At 33.1% G+C, this 21,697-nt stretch carries 21 protein-coding genes; all 21 read right to left on the minus strand.

The genetic code is table 11. From position 1 onward, the window contains the following. Positions 1 to 11: 11 nt before the first annotated feature. Positions 12 to 1,007, minus strand: a complete 996-nt coding sequence (locus tag OB_RS14690) for an alpha-ketoacid dehydrogenase subunit beta (RefSeq protein ID WP_011067273.1) — start codon at positions 1,005 to 1,007, stop codon at positions 12 to 14. Next, positions 1,008 to 2,072, minus strand: coding sequence for a pyruvate dehydrogenase (acetyl-transferring) E1 component subunit alpha (pdhA, locus tag OB_RS14695; RefSeq protein WP_041544602.1), 1,065 nt, complete (start codon positions 2,070 to 2,072; stop codon positions 1,008 to 1,010). It abuts the gene before it with no gap. 72 nt (positions 2,073 to 2,144) lie between these two features. Beyond that, positions 2,145 to 3,284 (minus strand): Leu/Phe/Val dehydrogenase, encoded by a 1,140-nt coding sequence (locus tag OB_RS14700; protein ID WP_011067275.1) that lies wholly within the window; start codon positions 3,282 to 3,284, stop codon positions 2,145 to 2,147. A 14-nt stretch (positions 3,285 to 3,298) separates the two neighbouring features. Then, complete coding sequence (locus OB_RS14705) at positions 3,299 to 3,700, minus strand: thioesterase family protein (protein ID WP_011067276.1); 402 nt, start codon at positions 3,698 to 3,700, stop codon at positions 3,299 to 3,301. 189 nt (positions 3,701 to 3,889) lie between these two features. After that, complete coding sequence (locus tag OB_RS14710) at positions 3,890 to 4,531, minus strand: GntR family transcriptional regulator (RefSeq protein ID WP_011067277.1); 642 nt, start codon at positions 4,529 to 4,531, stop codon at positions 3,890 to 3,892. A 567-nt stretch (positions 4,532 to 5,098) separates the two neighbouring features. Further along, the gene (locus OB_RS18240; protein WP_231846956.1) at positions 5,099 to 5,251 is read right to left on the minus strand and encodes a GntP family permease; all 153 of its coding nucleotides are present in this window, start codon (positions 5,249 to 5,251) and stop codon (positions 5,099 to 5,101) included. A 137-nt stretch (positions 5,252 to 5,388) separates the two neighbouring features. Beyond that, positions 5,389 to 6,699 carry a YdcF family protein gene (locus tag OB_RS14715; protein WP_011067278.1) on the minus strand — a complete coding sequence of 437 codons (1,311 nt, stop codon included), beginning with the start codon at positions 6,697 to 6,699 and terminating at the stop codon, positions 5,389 to 5,391. Between the two features lie 188 nt (positions 6,700 to 6,887). After that, complete coding sequence (locus tag OB_RS14720; RefSeq protein WP_011067279.1) at positions 6,888 to 7,664, minus strand: hypothetical protein; 777 nt, start codon at positions 7,662 to 7,664, stop codon at positions 6,888 to 6,890. A gap of 69 nt (positions 7,665 to 7,733) precedes the next feature. Continuing rightward, positions 7,734 to 8,756 carry a GDP-mannose 4,6-dehydratase gene (locus OB_RS14725; protein WP_011067280.1) on the minus strand — a complete coding sequence of 341 codons (1,023 nt, stop codon included), beginning with the start codon at positions 8,754 to 8,756 and terminating at the stop codon, positions 7,734 to 7,736. After that, positions 8,749 to 10,107 carry a UDP-glucose dehydrogenase family protein gene (locus tag OB_RS14730; RefSeq protein WP_011067281.1) on the minus strand — a complete coding sequence of 453 codons (1,359 nt, stop codon included), beginning with the start codon at positions 10,105 to 10,107 and terminating at the stop codon, positions 8,749 to 8,751. The genes OB_RS14725 and OB_RS14730 overlap by 8 nt, the downstream gene beginning before the upstream one ends. Before the next feature lie 356 nt (positions 10,108 to 10,463). After that, positions 10,464 to 11,726, minus strand: coding sequence for a lipopolysaccharide biosynthesis protein (locus OB_RS14735; RefSeq protein WP_011067282.1), 1,263 nt, complete (start codon positions 11,724 to 11,726; stop codon positions 10,464 to 10,466). Beyond that, positions 11,719 to 12,948 carry a glycosyltransferase gene (locus OB_RS14740; protein ID WP_011067283.1) on the minus strand — a complete coding sequence of 410 codons (1,230 nt, stop codon included), beginning with the start codon at positions 12,946 to 12,948 and terminating at the stop codon, positions 11,719 to 11,721. The genes OB_RS14735 and OB_RS14740 overlap by 8 nt, the downstream gene beginning before the upstream one ends. Then, the gene (locus OB_RS14745) at positions 12,935 to 13,507 is read right to left on the minus strand and encodes an acyltransferase (RefSeq protein WP_011067284.1); all 573 of its coding nucleotides are present in this window, start codon (positions 13,505 to 13,507) and stop codon (positions 12,935 to 12,937) included. Before OB_RS14745 ends, OB_RS14740 begins: the two co-directional genes overlap by 14 nt. Continuing rightward, positions 13,504 to 14,718, minus strand: coding sequence for a hypothetical protein (locus tag OB_RS14750; RefSeq protein ID WP_160162357.1), 1,215 nt, complete (start codon positions 14,716 to 14,718; stop codon positions 13,504 to 13,506). The genes OB_RS14745 and OB_RS14750 overlap by 4 nt, the downstream gene beginning before the upstream one ends. A 251-nt stretch (positions 14,719 to 14,969) precedes the next feature. Next, positions 14,970 to 15,881, minus strand: coding sequence for a glycosyltransferase family 2 protein (locus OB_RS14755; protein ID WP_011067286.1), 912 nt, complete (start codon positions 15,879 to 15,881; stop codon positions 14,970 to 14,972). 24 nt (positions 15,882 to 15,905) lie between these two features. Continuing rightward, positions 15,906 to 16,994: a glycosyltransferase family 4 protein gene (locus OB_RS14760; RefSeq protein ID WP_011067287.1), complete on the minus strand. Its 1,089-nt coding sequence runs from the start codon at positions 16,992 to 16,994 to the stop codon at positions 15,906 to 15,908. Continuing rightward, positions 16,991 to 17,617, minus strand: coding sequence for an acetyltransferase (locus tag OB_RS14765; protein WP_011067288.1), 627 nt, complete (start codon positions 17,615 to 17,617; stop codon positions 16,991 to 16,993). Before OB_RS14765 ends, OB_RS14760 begins: the two co-directional genes overlap by 4 nt. After that, positions 17,610 to 18,257, minus strand: a complete 648-nt coding sequence (locus OB_RS14770; protein WP_011067289.1) for a sugar transferase — start codon at positions 18,255 to 18,257, stop codon at positions 17,610 to 17,612. The genes OB_RS14765 and OB_RS14770 overlap by 8 nt, the downstream gene beginning before the upstream one ends. Further along, positions 18,257 to 19,372 carry a DegT/DnrJ/EryC1/StrS family aminotransferase gene (locus tag OB_RS14775; RefSeq protein ID WP_011067290.1) on the minus strand — a complete coding sequence of 372 codons (1,116 nt, stop codon included), beginning with the start codon at positions 19,370 to 19,372 and terminating at the stop codon, positions 18,257 to 18,259. The genes OB_RS14770 and OB_RS14775 overlap by 1 nt, the downstream gene beginning before the upstream one ends. A 20-nt stretch (positions 19,373 to 19,392) precedes the next feature. Next, entirely contained in the window at positions 19,393 to 20,280 is an 888-nt protein-coding gene (gene galU / locus OB_RS14780; RefSeq protein ID WP_011067291.1) for a UTP--glucose-1-phosphate uridylyltransferase GalU, read from the minus strand. Between the two features lie 25 nt (positions 20,281 to 20,305). After that, positions 20,306 to 21,652: a nucleotide sugar dehydrogenase gene (locus OB_RS14785; protein WP_011067292.1), complete on the minus strand. Its 1,347-nt coding sequence runs from the start codon at positions 21,650 to 21,652 to the stop codon at positions 20,306 to 20,308. Positions 21,653 to 21,697 lie beyond the last annotated feature (45 nt).

Raw genomic sequence — 21,697 nt, forward strand, 5'->3', positions numbered from 1 at the left:
TTCCACCTCCCTTAAAAATTAATCACTTGGTTAATCGCATCCATTACACGTGCTGGTGTTGGGATATTATGTTCTTCCAAAGCCCAAAATGGAACATGAACATCGGCACCAGTAACACGCTCAATCGGTGATTTCATATATAAGAATGAAGTATCATTAACAATCGAAATAATATCATTTCCCAGTCCTCCGGTAGCTGGTGCTTCATGAACAACTACACAGCGTCCGGTTTTCTGAACTGATTCGGCGATAATAGCTCTATCAATCGGATACAGGGTGCGTAAATCGATAACTTCACAGGTAATACCTTTTTCCGCTGCCTGTTCGGCTGCCTTCATCGCTACGGGTACCATTGCTCCCCAGGCAATCACCGTTACATCATCCCCCTCGCGCAAATACTTACCTTTTCCGATTTCAATTTCATATTTTTCTTCTGGTACTTCGCCTCTAACTGCACGATATAATTTTAATGGCTCAAGAAATAGTACCGGATCTGGATCCTCGATTGCAGAAATAAGAAGCCCTTTTGCATCGTAGGGACTAGATGGACAAACGACTTTTATCCCTGGCATATGGGTAAATAATGCTTCCATGCTATCCGAATGAATTTCCGGGGCACGTACTCCCGCTCCATATGGTGCACGAATTACAAGTGGTACAGTAAAAACACCTTTGGTACGGTAACGCATTCTTGTTGCATGCGTCATAATTTGTTCATATGCAGGATAAATAAAACCTGAAAACTGAATTTCTGCTACCGGAAGCAGTCCGTTGATTGCCATCCCAATAGAGGACCCGATGATTCCAGCTTCACTCAACGGTGTATCAAAAACCCTCTTCTCACCAAACTCCTCCTGCAATCCATCGGTTGCTCGAAAGACCCCACCATTTTTGCCGACATCTTCTCCTAATACAACGACTTCTTCTCTTTCGTGAAGCATTGTACGCATTCCGTCCGTGATTGCCTGAATAAGGGTCAATTGTTTCGTTTTCGTTATGGTTATCATCTATTTCACCCCTCGCAAATGTTTTATATATTCTTCTTTTTGCTGTTCAATCGTCCATGTCGGTTTTTCGAACATATAATCATAAATATCATTTACATCGGCAGGTGGCATAGTCTCTAAATCTTTTACCGCCCCATCGATTTCTTCTTTTACTTCCTCTTTTAGTTGTTCTACGACTGCTTCATCCCAGAAACCATAGGCTTTCATAAATAGTTCCAATCTGGTAATCGGATCATTCTGACGATGTTTTTCATTTTCTTCTTTTTGATTACGATACTTGGTAGGATCGTCTGCAGTTGTATGGGCACCATATCGCCATGTTACGGCTTCAATTAAGCTTGGTCCCTCGCCATTTCTCGCTCGTTCTAATGCCTTTTTTGTTTCAAAATATGCTGCAAAAATATCATTTCCGTCAATTCGAATACCGGGGATTTCATATGCAACTGACTTTTGTACAATTGTCTCCGAATTCATTTGTCTCGATATTGGGGTTGAAATCGCATATTGATTATTCTGATTGAAGAAGACAACCGGTGCTTGAAATACACTTGCAAAGTTTAACCCTTCATGAAAATCCCCTTCAGAGGTCGCCCCGTCTCCAAAATAAGCAATTACAGCTTGTGAAGAATTTTTATATTTATTGGCCATTGCTATACCAGCTGCAAGCGGAAGCTGTGTTGCAATTGGTACGGAAGGAGGCAAAATATTCTTTCCTTCAGGCGGGAGATTCCCTTCCACTCGCCCATTCCATGAGGATAGAATAGTATAAGACTTTCCAAATGTAATACTAGCAGCATGATCCCGATACGTTGGCAACATCCAATCATCTTCATCAAGTGCTAGAGCACTTCCTACCTGTGCTCCTTCCTGTCCTTCAAATCCTGGATACGTACCAATTCTTCCTTGGCGCTGCAAGTTGATTGCCTTTTGATCAAATGCCCGCATACAAATCAGTTGCCGATAAAATTGCTGCACTAATGCTTTATCAATTTGTTCTAAATATGACGTATCAGTAATTTTTCCATTTTGATCCATGATTCGTATCATTGGAAATTCTTCCTGCATATTTCGTTTCATGGTCAGCACCTCTTTAGCTCCAAATTTTTGTTCCCATAAGTAAAATCTTTCTTAAAGGAATTACTCTCTGATATTCCATTTCGGTCTTCGCTTGCGAGAATAAAAGTTATTTCGATTCCGCTGTTCTTCCAATACACTGCGTACTTTCCTATTTGCCGCTTCTACTGTTGTAATCGCATCCAATTCAGCTTGTACATAGATATCTAAAAGGGAACGGTATATCGCTTTTGTCTTTACAAGTACTCGTTTCGTATTCGGGCCATATAGTTCATCAGCAACTTGTATCAGTCCTCCGGCATTGACAATATAATCTGGTGCATATAAAATCCCTTTCTCTTGCAACATTTTCGCATGGGCCGGGCTTTGCAATTGATTGTTTGCCGAACCGACAATCGCTTTTACTTTCAACTGACCAATCGTCTGATCATTGATAATCGCCCCCATTGCACAAGGGATAAAAATATCTGCATCCGTACTGTAAATAGCTTCACTATCTACCTGTTCTACTTCACCATTTGTATCTTTCGCTTTTGTGTTAAGCTGTGTCATCACATCTTGATTAAGATCCGTAATATACAATTTTGCTCCAGCTTCCAATAGTTGTTCGGCAACCTTATAACCGACTTTTCCTAACCCTTGAATCGCATAAGTTCTGTTTCCTAAATCATTATTATTAAATAGGTATTCATTGGTTGCCTCTAAAGCATGGATTACTCCACAAGCGGTGGAGATGGAAGAGTCTCCACTACCTCCATATACTTCAGGAATTCCATTGATAAAATTCGTTTCTTTAAATGCCTCCACAAAGTCATCGGTTGTTGTTCCCATATCTGTACCTGTATAAAAACGTCCATTCAAAGAGTCAACAAATTGTCCAAATGACCGAAATAATGCAGGAGACTTGTCTTTTTCAGGATCGCCAATGATGACTGCTTTTCCTCCACCAAAATCAAGACCCGAAGCTGCACATTTATAGGTCATTCCTTCTGACAGTCGCAGGACATCTTCCAATGCATCATCCACACTTTTATATGGATACATCCTTGTTCCGCCCAATGCAGGACCAAGTGTAGTATCATGAATGGCAATAATTGCTTGAAGTCCCGTTGCCGGATCATTACAGAACACTACCTGTTCATGGTTAGCTATTTTTTCAAATGTATTTTTCTCCTTCGGTTTGACAAATTCAAGCTGTTTCAAAAAAACACCTCCATTTATTTAGCTGCAATTTGTATATCTAATTTGCTTTTCATCGTATTTTTGGGCAGAATTGACTGCTTCACTTCACCTTCTCCGATGATAACGCTTTCATTTCTAGCAATAACTTTTGTTACTACTTGTTTTTCCGTAATACTTGTTACAACAGCTTCCAATTTAACTTTCGTCCCTAATGCTGATGGGGCGATGTGTTTAAGTTTCACAGCAGCTCCAACGCTTTCCTCTTGTTCTTTCAGAAAAGGAAGTAACAAGTCCCTTGATACCCATTCCATGTGATAGACCATGGAAGCAGTGGAATAAGCTGGATGTACTACTTCGTCGCCAAATTGAGCAAACATATCTTCCGTCACTTCTATTTCAAGAGTGGACTGATACCCAACGTTCAATCCTTCCTTCATATTCTTTCACCCTTTCTCTGGATCGGAGCATATTTGGTTGAATGCATCCTTATGAAATTGAAAAGTAATAGTGAAATTTTACTATTTTTAATATTTTCAAAATATTACAACTCTGATTATATCTACCCGACAGTTAACTGTCAACCAAAAATCAAAACAAAATAAAAACCTTAATCCGGTTTAATTGGATTAAGATTTAATATGCATCAGTACACCTTCCAGCGCCTTTTTAATATGGACACTCATTAAATTACCTGCTTCTTCTTCATTCCCGCTTAGCATCAATTCAAAAATTTGTTCGTGGTCTTCAATAAAGGAAGGGTAAAACGATCCCCCGACCATACTTTTTCGCATATAATGCGTTTTAACTTTGATAACTTCCAGCAATTTAATCAGTTGTCCATTGTTAGAAGCTTCGGTAATAATTGTATGGAATTGCTGATCCAGCTGACCAAGCTCTGGAGAATCCGGTTTCACTTTTTTCGTTTCTTGTACATTATTAGCTAAGCTTTCCTTCACTTCTTCAGTCAGATTCTTAATTGCAAGGCGGACTGCTAACACTTCAAGACTTTCCCTGCACTCAAATATATCCACAACATCCTCTACTGTTGGCTCATACACCTTTACGAAACCGTCGTTATATATTAATAAGCCATCCTGCGTTAACATCCGAATCGCTTCTCTTACTGTTCCCCTGCTAGTGCCTAACTTACTTGCAATCTTCGCTTCTACGACACGTTCATCAGGCTTTAAATTACCTTCCATAATTGATTCTTTGATTAAATTATAGGCTTGTAAATGCAGGGATTCTGACTTAATAATCTTCCCCATAGTAACAGCTCCTTCTGCTAGACTTCACTGAATAGTTGTAATTCTTTCTGTTTACTAATATAGCATAAAAATATGCTAGGCGGATAGGCGTTGTTCCATAGGTTAATCGTTTGTGGTAAGCAAAAGCAGCCAAATATGATTGATAATAAATATACATAGAACTACAGAACTATTCCGATCAACATTGGAATTAGTAGGAAAGCTACTGAATTTACTTCATTAGATTCTAAAATCTCACAACACTGATACATGACTAGAATTTCGCTGTCCTTGTTGTAACCAAAAAATACTCGGAGAAAACCTTAATTTGAGAGAGTTAGTGGATATTTTATAGTAAACTAAACGTTCTATTCTCTTTTAATTTGGCAAACCTCTATTTTTAAAAAAATTATTCACAATTACTTCGGTTGAGCAGATCAATAACTATGGATGCCCTTTAAAGTAAATACGTAGTCGACAGGTTTTTGTTTTAATTATATACAAAACCCGTAGAATTTAATTCATCTCTACGGGTTTTAGTATATTTAAGATTCAGCTTTAAACCAATAAGATTTAGAGGTGAACTCACTAAAAAATATGTGCACCGACCAACGTGATAATCAATACTACAATACCAGCAATCGCCTCACTAGTAGTATACGTTTTCAGTCCGCCTTTCACTGTTAAACCGGCAATCTTGGTAGTGATCCAGAATCCACTGTCATTAACATGCCCAAGCATTAACTAGCTTAGTTATACTTTCTAAATGAAGATAGTGGACGAATGATCCTAATTACAAATACTACGAGAGACAATTAATCTCTCGTAGTATTACCTCTCTATGAATCTTGCTGATTAATCCGCCCAAAAATCCATCACTATAATTCTTCTAATAAATATTCTGTGTTGCGCATTAGAAAATCATATGCATAATCAGAAATAAGCTCTTCATCTCTCTGGTATTCCAAGAGATTTTGAAAACTATTTAAATGCTTTAACAGTTTTTCATTTTGTTCTGTTTCTTCAAAACGTTTCAATGCAGCAAGATGAACCTCCAGTGACCTTGCCACATGATCATCGAAAAATTCCCCATCATCGTGTAAGTTTTGCACTTGTAGTTGCAAATTATCCAGAGAAGGTGCTTCCACACTAACATTTATATGTTTATTTATTGTTTTCCCATTTTCTTCATAACGAATGTTAATTTCTTGATTTCCTATCACAGTAGGATCGAATCCAGTAACCTCTGAAAGCTCGGTAACATCACGTTGGTAACCATTATCATATTCCGCATACACATTTACATTTAATTTTTCATGTAAAATATATTCGTGGTCACCTTGAATATCCAATTGTTCTAGTTGGGAAATTGGCAAATCATTAGATTCCTCTACTCCCGCTATTTGATACATCCCTCTTACTTTTAGAGAAAATGGTTCTTCTGTTTTATCTTCTCGATACCAACCAGCATTACCTTTTCCTAAAAATTCAATGGAGGATTTTTCAAGTTCTTTCGCCTTTAATTGAGACATCGTGTAATAGAATATACTGCTCCTCTTCAAATGATATTGACTGGTTATCATGGAAAATGAATCTATATCTTCGTATTGATTGTACAAAATCTCAAAACTGTTCGAGGCGTTTTCAACCGTATTTGAGCTTTCATTCTCTACAATAATTCTGTCTTCTGAAAGGCCGTGATCCACTAACCAATCATGCATTCGATCGCCTTCTGTCCAACCATTCTTCTCTACTCCACCAGTTACTAAAACATAAGCGTTAGGATATTTCTCTGCACTATTTAGCGCAACTTCTAATCTACCAATTAATTCGTCTCTCATCTCCCCATTACTATCTAAAGCAAATCCTAAGACAACAAATACATGACTATCATCTTCTGGCAAACCATCAGGAGCTACATTTAAATTCTCTTCCATTTCATTCTCGATCCAGTCCCACTGATCAATGACTGAATTCCATATCCTATAATCTTCCGGGTATTCTTCATCTATCAAATCGAGCGTTCTAATAACGTCAGTACGTGCTTCTTCACCATAATAATATATTAATTCACTTATTCGTTCATCCAGACTCTCTTGCGTGTTATGACTTTCTGCTGATACAGTTGAAAAAGATAGAAAACCAATGATCAATAGTGTACTGATAAACATCATATGAATTTTTTTCATTTCCTACACCTCTCCTTGTTCTTATTGAATTATCTTCCCTCAACTTTTCACATATCTATCAACCTTTTAAAGAATTGATTAAAAACTAGCGCGTTCAACCACCTCCCTTGGGATTGTATGTTATTAGTTATGTGGAATATTCAAAAATATTTACGTCTTTTATGAAAGTTAAACTAGGTTATATATTCTCAATTTTTAAATGTTTTATAATCAACTATTATCTCATTGATAAAACTATGCATTGCAATAAAAGCTGCGATAAAAAACGCAATGAAAAATATTTCTAAATTTGTATCGTTACTAGGAATAGAACTATATTCAATAAAATATTGTCTAATAATAACTATTACTATCCCAAAATAAACAATTATTCTTCTAACTCTTTTTTCATTATCATTTTTTGTACCAATAAAAATATAAGTAACCGCAGATATTGGTAAGACGAGTAACAGGAAATACTGATGGCTCAAGTCAATATTAGGAAAAGATATAATACCTACTAACAATAAATAGATAACTATAAAGTGAACCATAATGCTAGGTATAGAATTAATAATTATATTTAATCTAGAAATAATATATTTATCTTTATTAAATTTCAATAGGGTTTTACGTATAAATGGTACATAATTATTATTTTTCAATTTTTTTATTTCAAAAAATACTCTTGTTAATGTTAAAAGTAAAACTACATAAACAATCAATAGAATGATAAAAATTATAGGTTTCTTATAGAAAGCTAAGCATAAAATCAATAGAGAAAAAATAATAAAAGTATTTATTATATCTAATACTATTAAAAATATAGACCAGCTTTTTATCTTTGATTTCAATAATTTTGTTACTATATAATCGCCTAATCGATCTACAAGTGGCACCAGAACTTTATAAACAATTAAAAAACCTAAAGAAATAAATATAATAAAAGTAATGAAATAGAGAATTAATCCCTTTGTATCATTCACAGTATACATCCTCTCTATAAAAAAGAGAGATGAAAAATCATTTCACCTCTCTAAAAAATATAGTTATAGTTATACTTCTACTTTAACTCCATAATACTCCACATACCAGTCTGTAAACTGCTGCAAGCCTTCTTCAATAGAAGTTTGCGGTCTAAACCCTACAGCATCATATAATTGTTTCGTAGATGCATACGTTGCGGGTACATCACCTGGTTTGATAGGTTCAAAATGCTTTTCAAATTCTACTTTTTCACCAAGAGAATTGCTTAAGCACTTCTCTAATGTCTCAATAAATACCATGAGTTTTTCTGGATTACTATTTCCAATATTGTATACCTTATGTTGTACTTCTCCTACTGGGCTATGAGGAATCAAACGCTCAATTCCCTCCACAATATCATCAATATATGTGAAGTCACGATACAAGTCATTTTCAAAATCTCCGTTGTTAAAGATTTGAATAGGTTCTCCATGGAATAACTTATTCGTAAAGCCAAAGTAAGCCATATCAGGTCTGCCCATTGGTCCATAGACCGTAAAGAAACGTAGTCCAGTCGCAGGAATACCATACAGGTGACTATATGTATGAGCCATTAATTCATTTGACTTTTTCGTAGATGCATATAGTGAGACCGGATTATCTACAAAGTCCGTCTCTTCAAACGGCACTTTTTTATTAGCACCATATACTGAACTTGATGATGCATAAATTAAGTGGTCTACAAGATGATGGCGACACGCCTCTAAGATATTATAAAAACCAATTACATTACTTTGCATATATACATCTGGGTTCTCTATAGAATAACGAACCCCAGCCTGTGCTGCTAAATTCACTACGATTGAAGGCTTGTACTCTTCAAATATACTAAGTACTAATTCCTTATCCGAAATATCACCTTTAATAAACGTAAAATTATTGTAGGGTTGTAATAATTTAAGCCTTGTTTCTTTAAGGTTCACATCATAATAATCATTTACATTATCTAATCCGATTACGTTAAACCCTTGATCTAATAGTCTTCGAGATAAGAAATGTCCGATAAATCCCGCTGCTCCGGTTATTAAGTAAACCTTGTTTTCTTTAGTCAACGATTTCCATCTCCTTTACTCGAGTATCAACAGTCGACGGTCTTCCCACTGAATAGTACTCAACACTAGCCTCTACCATTTCTTTGACTGGATGAATATTTCTGCCATCGTAAACAAGTGGAGTGCGCATTAAGTCTGCAAATTTTTGAGGAGATACTTCTTTTATCTCTCCCCATTCTGTAAAGATAAAGCACACATTAGCATCTTCTAGTGCATGTTCTGGATTAGAAACATACGTAATACTTCCATTTCCATGTTTCCCTTCTGGATGCACCTTAGCAAAGTTCTCTGCTCCAACTGGATCGTACGCATAAATATCCGCTCCTTCAGACAACAACATTGGAATATTCTCTAAGGAAGGTGCTTCGCGTAAATCATCGGTACCCGGTTTAAAAGTTAATCCTAGTACAGCGACTTTAAGTCCGCTAAATGTAATTAAACGTTTACTTGCTTTTTTATAAAGCATTGACTTCTGCTGGTTATTTACATCAATGGCTGCCTTCACTGTTTTTAGTTCATAGCCATTTTGACGAGCAATGTATTCAAGGGCTTTCGTATCTTTCGGGAAACAAGAACCACCATATCCAATCCCCGCATTTAAGAATTTACTCCCTATTCTGTCATCAAAACTCATTCCTCTAGCTACGTCCTGAACATCTGCCCCTACCAACTCACAAAGATTTGCAATATCATTCATATAAGAAATCTTTAATGCAAGAAAGTCATTGGATGCATATTTAATCATTTCTGCTGATTTTCTATTTACCGAAACAATTGGAAGACCGAATGGCTCGTAGATATCTGTTAGTATCTTCTCCGCCCATTCAGTTTCTGTTCCAATGACAATACGATCCGCCTCTAATGTATCTTTCACCGCAGAACCTTGTGCAAGAAACTCAGGGTTAGAAGCTATTTCAACTCGAACATCTTTTATAAGGAAATCTTTAATGAACTGTTCTACCTTATCATTCGTTCCTACAGGTACGGTAGATTTCACCACTACTAAACAATCATTCTTGATAGACTCTGCAACTTGTCTTGCAACAGTAGCTAAGTACGATAGATTCGCAGATCCATCTTCCCTTTCAGGAGTACCTACTCCTATAAATACTGCTTCCGCATCTTTATATGCAGATTGATAATCCGTAGTAAAATGTAAACGTCCAGCTTCTATGTTCTTTACCATTAACGCTTCTAAACCAGTTTCGTAGATAGGAGATCTCCCATCACGCATCATCTGAACCTTTTGTTCGTCTATATCTACGCAAGTGACATTATGCCCGTTCTCTGCCATACACACGCCGGTTACTAGTCCGACGTAGCCTGTTCCGGCTACTGAAATTTTTTTCATATCAATAATCTCCTCTAATGAAGCAGTTATATTTATTTACTTAGTTCAATCTCAAAATTAAAGGTATTAGTAAGCATATCTTATTTAAATTCCTAATAGACAACGCAATGCAAAATGATATAAAAGTACATATTATTAGATTTCAGAAATAAGTATTGATAACAAGATAGATAATTGGATAAATATTCATTTTTATCACAAATAGTTTCCATTGGATCGTTGTCGTCAAAAACAAAATCATATCCTTTTAAACATTATTCAGATGCGAGTGATTACAATCAATTCCTGTGTCAATGACACTTACTTATTTCCTTCACCATTCTATCTTTCTTCATGAAAGTAGTAATGCCTTTTCATTAACTTTTCCCATAAGCAAACTTCATTATGGAGAAAAAGTAAATTATATAAACTAACGAAAAAACTGTTGTTATTGATAACAAATACTGATTAATATTAAAATGCAAAAATTTTGAAAGAATAAAGCAACCGATTGAAGATATTATAAACAAAAGTTGAAGCATAAGTTCTAATTGTTGTTTTTTGACTACTTGTAAACCGTAAGCAACCGTATTTACTACAAATCTGATTCCAAACATAGGAGCCAAAATTTGAACATAGACTCCAGCTTCTTTCCAACCTTGACCAAAAGCAATTTCAAATGCCAGTGGTGAAAAGAAATACAATATTAAAACCATAGGAATAGAAATTAAAAATAATATAATACTCGTTCTTTTAAAGCTTTTTATAAACATACCAGTTTGGTCATACTCTCTTGAGGCTTCTTGAAAAAAAACCTTTGCAATATTATTACTCATTATTGTAAGAGGCAACCCCAAAAATTTATAAGATATAGAATAGAATCCTAGTACAGCTAATCCAAACAAAGATTCAATAAAAAGCGATATAGATGCATAAGAAAAACGATTAGCAAAAGTCGCTGGAGCTGAATAAATTGGTAAACGATAATGACTTTTCATAACATCAATCATTTCATACTTGTTAGACACAAAAATATCCTTCATTTTAGATCTCATAGTCATTGATTGCTTTTTAAGCCCTGCTAACATTCCAACTGTATGAGAGAATAATAATCCTAAAACACCAAGTTTTAAAATTCCTAAAACCACAGAACCAATATTTTGTGTTAATGATTTCATTACATAAACAGAAGTCATTACTTTATATTCTTTATAGCGATTATTATAAGATTCAAGTACTCTCATTAACCCATTAACTATTAACAAAACAAAGATAAAAATAATTGCATAAGAATAGTTTTGATATTCAGTTTTTATTATAAAGTAATAAGATCCGTAACCAATTGCAAATATTAAACTCAATACAATTGTAATAAGAAAAGATAATTTTATAAGTGGAAATAGCCTTTTTTTATTTGGCTCAGTAACAATTGCAATATCATATCTCGCGCATATGATACCTCCAAATATACCTTCAGCAGTTAATATTAATGCATATACTCCCAGCTCTTCTGGAGAATATATTCTTGTTAATAGTGGAGCTACTAATATAGTTAAAGCTTGTGCAAATATTGAACCCGTTATTAATGTTATAATTGACTTATAAAATCCTTCATTAAAAATCTTTTTAATTTTATTCATAATAGTACTTTTCTTCCTGTATTATTGAGCGAATATTCGAGTAATATTTTTTTGATAAAGAAATATCACTTAATTGACTAACCGTCTGTTTAGCGTTATGTTTAATTCTCATTTGTTCATTAGGACTCAAATTCATTACTTTGTAAATTGTCTGATAAATGGCATTTTCATTAGTAGACTCCGTCAAGAATCCATTCTCACCATCTAATATTATCCCATCAATACCTTGTCCCCTTGTAGCTATTACAATACAGCCTGCTGCCATAGCTTCTAAATACACAAGCCCTAATGTTTCTTTAATACTAACCATAATAAAAATATCTTGATCTTGCATTATTTTAAAAGTTTTATTTCTACTTACTCTACCTACAAATTTAATTCTTTCAGATATGCCTAAATCTAAAGATAAGTTTTTAATATTTTCCTTTTCTTCTCCCTCACCTACAATAGTGAAAGAATATGCTAAACTTTTATTAATTTCTTTTAAGGCCAAAACAGATTTAGCAACATTTTTATTACTATCTAACCTACCAGCGTACATCAGTTTAATATCTTCTTTTGTGTTATAAGTAGAATTAGATAATTTTACTTTTAAATATTCCTCTGGTATGCCTGATAAACACATAAATGACTTATTCTTAGTTCCTATTAGTTTTTCAAATTCCTTTTTAATAATATATGATCTAAAACCTATAGCATCATATTTTTCAAAGTATTCTTTCCAAAAAGGTAGAGAATATCTATTCTTAATATTCTTAATATCAAATGAATGAATTATAGCTATTTTCTTAGGAAGTATATCCATATTTATCATTAAATCCTTATAATAACTAGGAAAATGTACTACCCCTATTTCAGGACTAAATTGTTCATTTTCAAAATATTCAAATAAAATCTCGGCATATTTTTTATTAAAATACGATAGAGTTTTTATAGATTTAGGTAGCAGTAGCAGATACTCTAAAAAAAGAATATGGTTTCCGTAATCATCTTTGTATAGGTAGTTTTTATAGTTCGATTTTACTGGCAACACTTTTAGAATTTGTCTCCATGCATCTTTAAATCCATGCATAAATGAATGTACTATAAGAATATCATTAGAATTAGTAAACTCTTTCAATAAGTAATATACTGCCTTTGTATCCTCAAACAAGTCATCTCTATGTTTTATTGGATAAAATGGTGTAATTATAGTAATTCTATTCTTCTTATTTTTTTCCATTTAAATCTAACCTTCTTAAAATTTTTGCGGGGTTACCTGCAATTATACAGTGGCCATCTGGAAAACTCTTAGTGACTACTGATCCAGCTCCGACAATAGTTCCTTCTCCTAAATATGTCCCAGGTAGTATAGTAGAGTTCATACCTATCCAACATCCTTTTCCTATAGTAATTTCCTTTGCTTCCTCATGTTTTTCTAGGTCACCAATTTTATGATTTTGTGTAATTAATCCCACATTAGGAGCAATATATGTTCCTTCACCTATAATAATTTTCCCTTGAAAACTTTGGTAATAGCAACCAAAATTTTGAAAGTTATTCATGTCATTAGGGCTAAATATAATATTACGATGATCCCCCACATTATTTCTATGTGATACAGGAAAAGGAATTTTTCTATTATACCCAATTATTTTTTGCATAATAATACAACGCCAGCACCACCGCCAACCTTTTGAAGAATTATCAAACCAACGACCTTTTAAATATTTTTTATCATAAACGAATGACATAATTATTCTAGATATTACTATAAAAAGTTTGATGAGTATATTCTTCAATTATAATTTCTCCTTTCCATATTCCCAATAAATTTACTATTGTTTAATTCTTTTATTCTCAATCTTTTTTTTTCTAACATATAAATATAAATTATTATTACAAGTAATAGTACAACATCTAGTCTATTTCGCATTATCGCAGATAAATCAGAGTTGTTAAGTATACCTATCATTGAAAAAGAAATTCTATAAAGTAGAATAGTTATAGCGATATTACCTTTAAAAAAATAAAATACTTTATCTAACATACGAAGAAGTCGTCCTATCACAAAACACATTGGTAATAATGAAATATATCCGAATTGATAAAAATTGAAAGTCAAAAAATCAACTGGTATTCCTCCAGTAGTATTTACTCCTAAAAAAGCACCATAAGCCTCTGTATTAAAAGTAGATACTGAGGTAATTGCCTCTTTACTCAAGCCAAATAAACTTAATAGCGAACTTGGTATCATTGTAAATGGCCATATAACATAATCATACATATACCGAAATCCAGAGAAGTCTATTAACTCATATCTTAATGAAAAATTAGCAAATGGATAACTGAATTCTTTTAAAAACTGACTAATATAATTCTCACTTTGCTCTATTTCATAATACCCATAAGCTAAATATTGAAATATTGCATCTAAATAAGAAAGTAAAAATAAACCTAAGCCGAATAAAAGCACTAAACCAAACATTCCTCTTTTTTTAATTTTACCAATCACAAAAAAGAATGGTAAAAAGAAAATTATAAGGGGAGCTCTTCCTTGATTATATAATAGATATAAAACTGCAAAAAATAATGATATAAAAAACATGAATATCATTATTTTATCTTTTTTCATACGATATAAAAACAAATACAAATAAGGCGGAATTAAAATTACCACCGAGAGTGTAATTAGTTGTAAATAACTAGAGTTAATATATTCAGTAGGTGATTTATCTAAGCCTCTAGTCATAGAACCTAAAGCTAAATAGTTCTTCAAAGAACCAACTTCAATGATTAGCAATACTATACTAAGTATACCAACTAGAAATATAGTATTTGTAATTAGTTTAACTCTTTTATATAATAAATTGTTATCTATTAAACTTCTTTTATAGGCTTCCTTGAATTCAATGTTACCTGTAGACTTAAATCTTATATGATACGATGTAATAATTATAAGTAAACAAATAGAACTGATTAAGAAATTAAAGAAGATTTCACTATCACTCATCCTATTTAAAAGAATTGTAAACAGTGAAGTATTATCTCTATAAGATTTGAAGAATGTTTGAATAAACGGTACCAAAAAATAAAATATAGAGAATGTTAAAACAAAAATACTTAATCCATTAAAACCATATTTAGATATAATTTTTTTTACAAATAAGTATATAAGAACAAATATGCAAATATAAATTATAAAAGCCGAATAAGAAAATATACTTTCAATTACCATAATTAACTCCAATCAAAACATAAATATTAAAGATTAAATCCATAGCTCTTTTTAAACATTCGGCGATATCCTAAATGAGTGAAATACTTAAAGATATCAATCAAACTAACATCCTCGTTTTTAACCATGCTATATCCTGCTTTAAAATCTCTGATGGTTAATACTTTATAACGAAATAATTGAAGATTAATTATCTTATAAAATTTTACTTTCTCTACTTCTGATAGTTCATCTATTTGTAATTTAAATGTAGATAAATAATGATTTGTGATTTTATCCATATTAAAAAATCTTTTAGTAGAGTGCCTATGATAAATAAGTCCCATTTCATCAACATAAGCCAATTTATATTTTTTTAATAACCTCACAGTAAACTCAATATCTTGATTTCTTTGAAAGCTTTCATCAAACCCGCCTAACTCATTAAATACTTCTCTACGTAACATTAAGTTTGAACCAGCCTGAATAAACAAATTTCTACAAAGTTCATCAAAATATAAATTACCTTCCTTTTTTTCAGCACAAACTGTATCAATCTTCCCATTTTTTAATCTTTTATATTTTGTGTAGCAAGCACCCCAACTACTATCTAGTTTTTCTAACCTATTAACCTGCGCTTCTACTTTACTTGGTAAGAACTCATCATCATCATCCAACAACATAATATATTCTCCTTTGGAGTTTTGAAAAGCTGTATTTCTAGCTGCTGATCCATTCTTATTATACTCATGTTTAATATATTTCACTTTTGAATTTTTTTTATATCCTAGCATTACCCCCTCAGTTTCTAACCTTTCATCTGTATTAGGATTATTATCGTCTACAACTATGACTTCAATATTAGTATAAGTCTGATTTAATACAGAATCAATTGCCCTTGATAGTGTTAGAGGTCTTTGGTAAGTAGGAATTAAAATACTAACTAATTTAGTTTTCATCCTATATCACATCATTTCAAGTTATTATTTTATTTTTCCAATCATATTTAAATACATGTTAACAATTATTTTTCGATCAAATTCTTTTTCTGCTTTCCTTCTTCCTGAAACTCCCATCGATTTTTGAGCCTCAAAATCTAACTCTAAAAATTGTTCAACCTTAGCTATCAAGTCTTGACTATTTTCTTGTTCTACTATAAAACCATTAACTTTATCATCAACAATCTCACGGCAACCACTTCTATTAGTAGTTATAATTGGTCTTCCTGCTGCAGCACTTTCTAATAACACATTAGACATTCCTTCAGGATAATAACTTGGATGGATCGTACAATGTATATCTTTCAAAATTTCTCTAATATCTTCTATTATATTGTGATTTATTATAATTCCTTTTTTTTGATATTCGTCTAATTTATTCTTATAATTCTCTTCATTGAATCCACAAACATGAAATCTTGTTTGCGGGTATTTATCTCTTATAAACTTTGCTGTTTCTAAATATTCATCAATCCCTTTTTGTTTCATTATTCTTGATATAAAAACAAAGTCAACCGTCTTTTGAACAGGGTAATCTAATATTCTAAAATAATCTAGATTTACACCAGAACCTGGTAAGAGAATATGCTTATTAGTAGCAATTCTATTTCTCTTAAAGAAATTCATGTTTTCTTCATTTTGAAAGAATAATGTGTTCACTTTCTTTAAGGAAAATTTATATAACATAGTTGTAATCTTCTGCATCAGCCCACCATTTTCAACAGCTGTACCTAAACCAGTAATATTAGCAATATACGGGACGTCTAACAAGCTACATGCTATGCCCCCATAAACATTTGGTTTAATAGTGTAAGTTAAAACTACATTGGGATTAATTTCCCTAATTATTTTTTTATAATGTAAAATTAATCTAATATCAGTAACAGGATTTTTCCCCCTTCTACTTACAGACGTGTCAACAATCTTGCAACCCATACTTTCAAATTTTGTTATATATTTATCAACTGGAGAGGATATGTATACCTCATATTCTTCCTCTAATAATCTCTCAATTAACTCTCTCCTAAAATTGTATAAACCCATTCCGAAGTTAGCAAGAATCAATACTCTCATGTTGAAATTCTCCTTGTAGGTACACCTACATATGTACCGCTTTCTTTTATATTTTCTTTTACAAATGAATTGGCTCCGATAATACATTCTTTTGTAATGTCTACATTGTTATTAACAATAGATCCTATACCAAGCCAAGAACTTTTTCCAATTATTACAGTTCCTGCTAAATGTACTCCCGGAGAAATATGAACAAAGTCACCAATACAATTGTCGTGATCTATAGTTGCACCGGTATTGATAATGCATCCCTTACCAATCTTTGTACAACTATTAATTACTGTACCTGCCATCACTACTGATCCTTTTCCAATGTTTACATTGAAACCTATTACAGCATCAGGATGAATCAAGGTTGCTACTGTTGCGTCAAGAAACTCTAATTGATTATAAATATTCTCCCTAACATTATTATTACCTATCCCAACAACGATTTGATAATCATTAATATAATTTACAAAATCACTGGAAATTCCAATTACTTTTAGACCTATACAATTGTTAATTGATTGATTATCATCCAAAAATGCAATTTCATCCCATTGATTCATTTTTTTAGCGATATCCGCTATTACTTTACCATGACCACTAGCACCAATAATCAACAATTTTTTATTACTCATTATAAAACTTTTCCTTTTCATTCCCTTGAAATGGTTCAATCGTAGCAGTAGTTTCAGAATTTATACCTTCACGTATAAAGACCTTTTTAAAAGTTAAAAAAAATACCTTGCAATCTAATAAAAAGCTAATATTATCAACATATTGAACATCAAAATCAAACTTTTGTTTCCAAACTATTGCATTTCTACCATTTATTTGGGCTAAACCAGATAAGCCTGGCCTAACCTCATGTCTTCTCTTTTGTTGCTCATTATATAATGGGAGATATCGAATTAATAAAGGGCGTGGACCAATAATAGACATATCACCTTTTACAATATTAATCAATTCGGGTAATTCATCTAATGAAGTTGATCTTAAAAATTTACCAAATCTACATAACCTATCACTATCAGGAAGTAGTTCACCATGTTCATCTTTTGCATTTGTCATTGTCCGAAACTTATACATCGTAAATATTCTCTCGTCTAACCCAGGTCTCTCTTGTTTAAATAAAACAGGAGAACCTAACTTTAATCTAACCAGAATGGTAACTATTAGCAGTATTGGACTTAATATAACGATTGCAATAGACGATAGAATAAAGTCTAGAAGTCTCTTGACATACTTTTGGTATACACCTTTTGTATCTTGATTCATTATTTCCCCCACCCCCCTTTAATTATATCAACCACTTTACCTAGTTCTTCATCCGTCATCTTAGTATCGCTTGGCAAGCAAACACCATTCTCGAACAATTTCTCTGAGACCCCTTCTCCAATAAAATCATATTTTTCAAAGAATGGTTGCATATGCATGGGTTTCCAAACCGGTCTTGACTCAATATTTTCAAATTCCAATGCATTAAATATATCAATCGGTCTAACACTTCCAGTTAATTGTATAGAACTCAGCCAGTAATTTGGGTTATCCCACTCATTTTCTGGCATAAATTTAATACCTTCCAATTGTCCTAACTCACTTTTATAAAAATCATATATGTACTTTTTCTTTTCTACTCGTTTATCTAATACTTTGAGTTGTCCTCTTCCAATTCCTGCAGATATATTACTCATTCTATAATTATAACCTAACTCACTGTGCTGATAATGACGTGCTTGGTCTCGAGATTGTGTAGCCCAAAAACGCGTTTTCGCAATTTTTTCTCGATTGTTAGAAACAAGCATCCCACCACCAGAAGTGGTGATAATCTTATTTCCATTAAATGAGAAGATGCCGTAATCGCCAAAAGTCCCTGTATGCTTACCTTTATAGTAAGTACCTAAAGACTCTGCAGCATCTTCTATTACAGCTACATTATGCTTATTACAAACTTCCATAACTCTATCCATATCAGCAGATAAGCCATACAAATGAACAACAATAACTGCTTTAACTCCTGGATATTTTCTAAAAGCTTCTTCTAATGCTTCAGGGTCCATATTCCATGATTTTTCATCACTATCAATAAATACAGGTGTTGCGTTTTGATAAATAATTGGATTGGCACTTGCTGAAAAAGTAAGTGTAGTACAAAAAACAATATCTCCTTCACCCACCCCTGCAGCTTTCAAGGCCAAGTGAATTGCTGCAGTTCCAGAAGAAAGGGCTGCAGCAGATTTTATTCCTACTTTATTTGCAAGTTCTATTTCAAATTGATTAACGTTTTCTCCAAGTGGAGCAATCCAATTTGTATCAAAAGCTTCTTTCACATATTCTTGTTCATATCCTTCATCACTCATATGAGGTGATGATAAAAATATCCGCTCTCTCATGGTTGCATACACCCTTCTATCTAATAATTCGTTTTTATCGCTTTTTCTGTAACTTTCTCTTCCAAATAACTAAACAACTCATCTTTTATTTCGGCATTTTCCAATGCTAAATCAATAGTAGTTTTCACAAAACCTAATTTTTCTCCTACGTCATATCGTTTTCCCAGGAAATCATAGGCATATACTGGTTGAATCTCATTCAACATCTGAATCGCATCCGTTAGTTGGATCTCCCCACCAGCACCAATTTGTTGCTTGTCAAGGAATTGGAAAATCTCTGGATTAAATACGTATCTTCCCATAATTGCTAGATTTGAAGGTGCAGTTCCTTGGGCTGGTTTTTCTACAAAGTGATTAACCTTATAACGACGCCCTTCGATCATACTTGGATCTACAATTCCGTAACGATGCGTTTCCGTATCAGGTACCTGTTGGACACCAACAACCGAGCTTTGCGTTTCTTCATACTGCTCGATTAACTGTCGAAGTCCCGGTGTATCTGCACGGACTATGTCGTCCCCAAGCAAGACAGCAAAGGGTTCGTTTCCAATAAATTTACGCGCACACCATACAGCATGTCCTAAACCTTTTGGTTCTTTTTGCCTTATGTAGTGAAGGTCTACACTAGAAGCGTGATTAACCTTATCTAGTAAATCAAACTTCTCTTTCTTTACTAGATTATCTTCTAGTTCAAAATTATGATCGAAATGATCCTCGATTGCACGCTTTCCTTTACCTGTAACGATAATAATATCTTCAATACCAGATTCAATTGCTTCTTCAACAATGTATTGAATTGTTGGTTTATCAACAATTGGCAGCATTTCTTTTGGCATTGCTTTTGTTGCAGGTAAGAAACGCGTCCCTAGCCCCGCAGCGGGAATAATTGCTTTTTTTATAGTTCTCATTTTTATTGCCTCCAAAAATATATTCTTATAACTTATAATAGTTACTCTTTTCCACGAATTCCGACGGAATAGCATTGCGGGTATCAAAAATTAAATTAGTATTTTCGGCGATTGTCTTATAATCAAAACTGTTATGATCTGTTGTAATTAAAACTAAATCTGCTTCACTTAATATCTCATTCGTAATGTTAGCATTAGTTGAATATTCTTTTTCTAGTAAAGTAAACTTTTGAACATTTGGATCTATGACATTCCAATTTGCTTTTGCACGCTCTAATTGTTCCAGAATTGAAATAACAGGAGATTCACGAAAGTCATCAATATCTTTTTTGTATGCTACACCTAATACTAAGATATTAGATCCATTTAACGCTTTACCTTCTTTATTTAATAAATCCATACACCTATTAATGACATAATCAGGCATTAAATTATTTATTTCACCAGCAGTTTCAATTAATTTAGTATGGTAATTAAACTCTCTGGCTTTCCAGGTTAAATACCATGGATCAATAGGTATACAATGACCACCCAAACCTGGGCCTGGATAAAATGGCATGAACCCATATGGCTTAGTCGCAGCTGCATCTATAACTTCCCATACATCAATCCCCATTTTATTACATAATATCGCCATTTCATTTGCTAAACCTATATTTATATTTCTAAACGTATTCTCTAATATTTTTTCCATTTCAGCTACTGCAGGAGTTGATACTTCGTGTATATCTGCTTGTAAAACATTTCGATACATAGTTGCAGCTACCTTCGTACAACTCTTCGTTATACCTCCAACTACTTTCGGAGTATTAGCAGTGTTAAATTGTTTATTGCCAGGATCAACGCGTTCTGGAGAATATGCTAAGAAAAAATCTTCTCCACATTTCAAACCTGACTCTTCCAGTAAAGGTTTAAGTACTTCCTCCGTAGTACCTGGATATGTTGTACTCTCAAGCACCACCAACATTCCTTTATGTAGGTATTGTGAAATCTTAGCAGTTGCACTTTCAACATAGGAAATATCAGCTTGTTTGTGTATATCTAAAGGAGTTGGAACACATATAACTACGACATCAACATTATTTATTAAAGAATAATCATTAGTTGCATAAAATTTATCTTTATTAATTACTTGAATTAACTCTTCGTCATTAACATCACCTATATAATTTATACCCTGTGCCAGTTTTTCAATCTTTTCCAGTTGTACATCAAATCCAATAACTTTATAGCCAGCTTTCGCTTTTTCTACGGCTAAAGGGAGCCCTACGTATCCTAAACCAACAACACCAAGCGTTGCTGATTTATTATTAATTTTCTCAGTTAATCTGTCAGCTAATGAATTTTTAAATTCTACTGTGTTTATAGTCATTTCTTACCCCTCATCATATGAATCATAATTTATATGAACTGTTTA

Origin of the sequence: Oceanobacillus iheyensis HTE831 (assembly GCF_000011245.1) — a bacterium.
GTDB lineage: Bacteria > Bacillota > Bacilli > Bacillales > Amphibacillaceae > Oceanobacillus > Oceanobacillus iheyensis.

Bases quoted from the DNA above. Each gene is read 5' to 3' on its own strand.
- OB_RS14690 (WP_011067273.1), bottom strand. From the start codon at position 1,007: ATGATAACCATAACGAAAACGAAACAATTGACCCTTATTCAGGCAATC.
- pdhA (WP_041544602.1), bottom strand. From the start codon at position 2,072: ATGCAGGAAGAATTTCCAATGATACGAATCATGGATCAAAATGGAAAA.
- OB_RS14705 (WP_011067276.1), bottom strand. From the start codon at position 3,700: ATGAAGGAAGGATTGAACGTTGGGTATCAGTCCACTCTTGAAATAGAA.
- OB_RS14710 (WP_011067277.1), bottom strand. From the start codon at position 4,531: ATGGGGAAGATTATTAAGTCAGAATCCCTGCATTTACAAGCCTATAAT.
- OB_RS18240 (WP_231846956.1), bottom strand. From the start codon at position 5,251: ATGCTTGGGCATGTTAATGACAGTGGATTCTGGATCACTACCAAGATT.
- OB_RS14715 (WP_011067278.1), bottom strand. From the start codon at position 6,699: ATGAAAAAAATTCATATGATGTTTATCAGTACACTATTGATCATTGGT.
- OB_RS14730 (WP_011067281.1), bottom strand. From the start codon at position 10,107: ATGAAAAAAATTTCAGTAGCCGGAACAGGCTACGTCGGACTAGTAACC.
- OB_RS14735 (WP_011067282.1), bottom strand. From the start codon at position 11,726: ATGAATAAAATTAAAAAGATTTTTAATGAAGGATTTTATAAGTCAATT.
- OB_RS14740 (WP_011067283.1), bottom strand. From the start codon at position 12,948: ATGGAAAAAAATAAGAAGAATAGAATTACTATAATTACACCATTTTAT.
- OB_RS14750 (WP_160162357.1), bottom strand. From the start codon at position 14,718: ATGAGTGATAGTGAAATCTTCTTTAATTTCTTAATCAGTTCTATTTGT.
- OB_RS14755 (WP_011067286.1), bottom strand. From the start codon at position 15,881: ATGAAAACTAAATTAGTTAGTATTTTAATTCCTACTTACCAAAGACCT.
- OB_RS14760 (WP_011067287.1), bottom strand. From the start codon at position 16,994: ATGAGAGTATTGATTCTTGCTAACTTCGGAATGGGTTTATACAATTTT.
- OB_RS14765 (WP_011067288.1), bottom strand. From the start codon at position 17,617: ATGAGTAATAAAAAATTGTTGATTATTGGTGCTAGTGGTCATGGTAAA.
- OB_RS14770 (WP_011067289.1), bottom strand. From the start codon at position 18,257: ATGAATCAAGATACAAAAGGTGTATACCAAAAGTATGTCAAGAGACTT.
- OB_RS14775 (WP_011067290.1), bottom strand. From the start codon at position 19,372: ATGAGAGAGCGGATATTTTTATCATCACCTCATATGAGTGATGAAGGA.
- galU (WP_011067291.1), bottom strand. From the start codon at position 20,280: ATGAGAACTATAAAAAAAGCAATTATTCCCGCTGCGGGGCTAGGGACG.
- OB_RS14785 (WP_011067292.1), bottom strand. From the start codon at position 21,652: ATGACTATAAACACAGTAGAATTTAAAAATTCATTAGCTGACAGATTA.